Raw genomic sequence first — 4,241 nt, forward strand, 5'->3', positions numbered from 1 at the left:
TTCGTCTAACATACCATGAATTAGATGCACCGGTATATTTATATCAATTTTGTTTTTTGTGAGCAGTAAATGTTTTTTTGCATCCTCTATCAGTTTATAGCTGATAGGATATTTATGCTCGCAATTCTTGCCTTCTACTTCTAGCACCCCCTCTTTTTGCATCTTATTTTGATCGCCTAGCGATATATTTTGCCAAATATCTTGCGTAAAATCAGAAGCGGGAGCTAAACATACAAGTCCTTTTATTTTATTAGGAAATTTTAAAGCCGCAAGAAGTGCAAGCCATCCTCCCATGCTCGAACCGACTAATATTACCTCTGTATCTATTAACTCATTTAAAATTAGTGATACTCCCTCTAACCAATCACTAATTGTTTGATCTTCAAATCGTCCTGATGCGTTTCCACAGCCGAAATTATCAAAAACAATAAAATTATAATTGTTTTTTTTACAATAATCTATTAAATAGATAGCCTTAGTTGATTGCATACTAGACATCAAGCCGTGTAAAAAAATTACAGATGGAATATTTGTATTAATTATTCTATAATAATTATAGACAATAAATTTGTCTTGTGTTCTATTATAAAGCTTGTGCATTTTAAATAATTATTTTAATAGATTGAGATTTAATGCCTTCATTAAAGTCAAGTAAACGATACAATAAATATACTATTTTGCAAGTAGTTCCTGCTCTAGTTTCGGGAGGGGTTGAAAGAGGTACTATAGAAGTTGCAAAATATCTTAAAATTCTTGGTCATACTCCTATCATAATCTCAGCAGGTGGTACTCTAGTTAAAGAATTAGATAAGGAAGATATATTGCATATTGAAATGAGCAGTAGCAGTAAAAATCCCTTTGTAATTCTGAATAATGCAAGATTAATAGCAGAAATAATTAAAAAATATAATGTTGATATAGTTCATACAAGATCAAGAGCCCCGGCATGGAGTTCATATCTAGCAACAAAATGGACGAATGCTAAATTTTTGACTACCTTTCATGGAGTTTATAATATTCCGAATAGTTTAAAAAAATATTATAATAGCATAATGCTAAAAGGCGAGAAAGTTATTGCCGTGTCCAATTTTGTAAAACAGCATTTACTCGAAAACTATAAAATTGATGAAGATAAAATAGTAGTAATTGAGCGTGGAGTGAATTGTGATTATTTCGATCCCGCAAATTTAACGTCGGAAAAACTTGAAAAATGTCGTGATAAATATGATGCACCAAGCAAAGTGCCAATAATATTAATGCCTTCTAGAATGACAAGTTGGAAAGGGCATCTTGTTTTAGTAGAAGCATTAAGTAAATTAAAACATAGAGATTTTTATTGTTTAATGGTCGGTGATATATCTAGACATCCCAATTTTACTAATAGAGTAAAAGAGCTTATAGCTAATCTAAAACTTCAAAATAAAATTCAAATTTTCGGTAATGACTCAGATATAATAAATCTTTACGGAATTTCCAATATTATTGTTTCTGCCTCAATCGAGCCTGAAGCTTTTGGCAGAACTATTATTGAGGGGCAAGCGATGGAGAAGCTTGTTATTGCAACCAATATTGGCGGAGCAGTAGAAACAATAAATAATAACATTACTGGTTTCCACGTAGAACCAAATAATGCTGAAGCATTAGCAGAGAAAATCGATTATTGTTTCTCGATTTTAGGTACTGATACTGCTAAGAAAATCCAAGAAGCAGCAAGACATACTGTAATAAATGATTTCTCTCTTGATCTAATGCTTAGAAAAAACCTTGAAGTCTATAAAGAAATCTTAAAAAATTCTCATAATTGAATCCTAGGTTCTGTGTACTTTTAATAGAATAATCATAATTATAGTTAGTAGCTATTCTCCTAATAATTTTATTTCAGCATACAAATCTTCAAGATTTATATACTGATCATAAAAATTATTATAGTCATGAGATTTACCGTCATGATGCACTACAAGCATTAAAGTTTCTGGTAAAAATTCTTTTAAAGCTTGTTGTGCATTTTCTATAGATGTTTTATCAAGATTGGCAAACACTTCGTCTAAAATTAATATTTTAGGGTTTGAAATTATAGCTTTAATGATTCCAATTTTTTTCTTTTGACCACCACTTGGTGCATTTATTACATCATAATTTTTATCACTTAAGTGCGTAATTAATGTACCTAGATCTAATTTTATAAATAGTGCGTTAATTTTTTCTTCCAGTGATTGTTTATTACTTTTAATGATTGATTGATCAAGGCCTGAGGTTATTACTTCAAATAAAGTAGATTGAACCGGTATGTAACTATTCTGGTCAATAAATATTATTTTTGGATTTTGATAATGAGTAGGTATGGAAATTTCACCAACGCTATGGCATGGATCAGCAATACAATTTACTAAACTCTTTAAAAAAGTAGTTTTGCCTTTTCCTGAAGAAGCTGAAAGAAGATAATGTGCTCCTAGTTTTAATACTAATTTTTCAAAATTCAAAATAGTTTTTTCTTCTATAATTAGGTTATAATCAGAAATTACAAGTTCATCATTTGTATCATTAATAGACCATGTTATCCCTTTTTTATTTTCAGAAGAAATTGCTTCTATTAATTTTGTAATTCTTGCTTGTGATATAACGGCTCCACTAAAGATTATTTTTAATGAGGAACTTGTTAAGAATGGTTTTAAGGTTTCAAGCCAAGGATTAAGTAGTAGAGCTTGCTCAAGTGTAATCTCTCCATTTTTTACTTTATAAATATAGTAAAGTGATTTTATGAATTTATCTGAGATATCTAGTATAGTAGTTATAGTATTTCTTGTGCTATCTAAAAGCAACATTTTCTTCGATATTTCTTTTTTAGCCTTAAGTTGCTTAGAATATTGATTTTGTACAAATTGAGCAGAATCAGTTAACAAGATATTTGAAGTATTAGAGGATATATTTCTTACTATAGAAGCTTTATTTTCGTTAATTTTTTCCGCTTCGTTCCTGTAAGAAATGTCTAGTTGATATAATATATTTAAAAATCCTTGCTTAATATTTTCAAACTCATTAAATATAATAGCTCCTGGAACTAAATTCATTATATCTCGCAATGCAATAAGCTGTATAATTTTTTGAGTGGTTAAATGCCCTAATTGTAAAATTCCAACAGTGAAAGTACTATGAAGATCAATGAATAAATTACTAGTAATAGCTTCTATATCCTTTAATCCTAAGATTTTACTTTTATACTTCTCGTTTAGTAATAGTTCTAAAGCTTTTTGTTCAATTAAATCTTGAGTATTTTGTGTTAAAGAAGTTTTATATGATTGAAATAGTGTGCTTATTATATTTTTTCCGCACCATAAAATACTGATTTTTGCTCCTTGAGAAACAAGAGGTCCTATAGCGGCAGTCGTGTCCTGTATGAGTAAGGTTAATGCAATTAATGTATTGCCATCATTTCCAGTGTAGTTAATAAAACTACTATTTATACATGCTTCAATTAAATCTAAAACATTTGTTATAACCATATTTTTAATAATTGGATTATTAGAAATATGATAAAATTTTTGTGTTACATCTTTAATTTCATTTTTTGAATCATTTTTAAAATTGTTAGAAAGTATATTAGTATCAATTACCTTAATATTAGGAGTTAAGTTTGTCTGAATTTCTTTTAAATTTTCCTGATAATTTAAGAAATCAGTCCCATAATATGCTAAGCTCAATATTGCAGCTGTAGAAGTTAAATAAATTGGTACTGAATAATTAGGAAAAGCTGTGATGAGATTTGTAGTGATAGGGTAGATTAAACTTCCTTTAAATGTAACAGAAGTAAGATAATGTTTTTGAAAATACCCTTCGGTTATTAAGATTTCATCAGCAAGAGTTGCTGAAACAAAAAGACTGCTTCCTTTTGTCCCATTTATAATAAAACCAGTTATACTGCTAATTATTAAATGCGTTCCATATGCTAACTTCTTGGAAAAGGTAGAAGCAGCATTATTTTTATTAAAATTTACCTTATTAGATGAAATTGTAGATATTATATCATCTATATCATAGCCTAAGTTAGAAAAAGATTTTATTACTGGATTCTTACGGAATAAAAAGGATAGTATCATAAATATTAATTTTTATTAAAAAAACTGCATTGTACGTTCTTAAAAATAATACGCAAGTAGAAAATAACAATTATTATATATGGAGTTTTGTTTATTAAAAATAGATATCATCATTGCGAGCAGGCGTTGTTGCGTGGATACTGAAGG

General features: G+C 28.7%; 3 protein-coding genes. 1 reads left to right on the forward strand and 2 read right to left on the reverse strand.

Features of this window, described 5'->3' with window-relative positions; genetic code table 11:
• Window positions 1-600, reverse strand: a 600-nt coding sequence (locus AC1Z7D_RS06100; RefSeq protein ID WP_482602880.1) for an alpha/beta hydrolase, incomplete at its 3' end; no start/stop codon positions are given.
• Between the two features lie 32 nt (window positions 601-632).
• Between AC1Z7D_RS06100 and AC1Z7D_RS06105 the strand changes: the two genes are divergently transcribed.
• Window positions 633-1,805 carry a glycosyltransferase family 4 protein gene (locus AC1Z7D_RS06105; protein WP_482602882.1) on the forward strand — a complete coding sequence of 391 codons (1,173 nt, stop codon included), beginning with the start codon at window positions 633-635 and terminating at the stop codon, window positions 1,803-1,805.
• Window positions 1,806-1,856: 51 nt separating this feature from the next.
• On the opposite strand, the gene AC1Z7D_RS06110 is transcribed toward AC1Z7D_RS06105, so the two are convergent.
• Window positions 1,857-4,094, reverse strand: coding sequence for an ATP-binding cassette domain-containing protein (locus AC1Z7D_RS06110; RefSeq protein ID WP_482602884.1), 2,238 nt, complete (start codon window positions 4,092-4,094; stop codon window positions 1,857-1,859).
• Between the last annotated feature and the right edge of the window lie 147 nt (window positions 4,095-4,241).

It is taken from the genome of Rickettsia sp., from assembly GCF_965035265.1.